Genomic DNA, 281 nt, shown 5'->3' on the forward strand with positions numbered 1-281 from the left:
GAAAAACGGAAAGAGCTGCTTGCACAAAAAGCGGCGGAGGAAGCGACACTTCTTCCCAATCTGCTGATGAAGTATATGGCGATACGAAAGGAAGAACGGAAGGACTGGACGAGGGCTGGACAGAACCGGGGGACTTCACAGGACTTAAAGGCAGTCAGCGAAGCCCTGTCCTATCTCCGGCAAAAGGGGCTTTCCACTGTGGAGGACTTAGAAGCATTTCTGGAATCTTCCGGGAAATCAGCCGCAGATTACCGCAATCAGATGAAGCCAAAGGAAGCCCG

General features: G+C 52.3%; 1 pseudogene. It reads left to right on the forward strand.

The features are described from left to right. Positions 1-281: pseudogene (locus DWX26_RS17325) on the forward strand (MobQ family relaxase); the annotation flags it as partial.

The organism is Blautia sp. AF19-1, from assembly GCF_003479155.1.
In the GTDB taxonomy this organism is placed as follows: domain Bacteria; phylum Bacillota; class Clostridia; order Lachnospirales; family Lachnospiraceae; genus Fusicatenibacter; species Fusicatenibacter saccharivorans.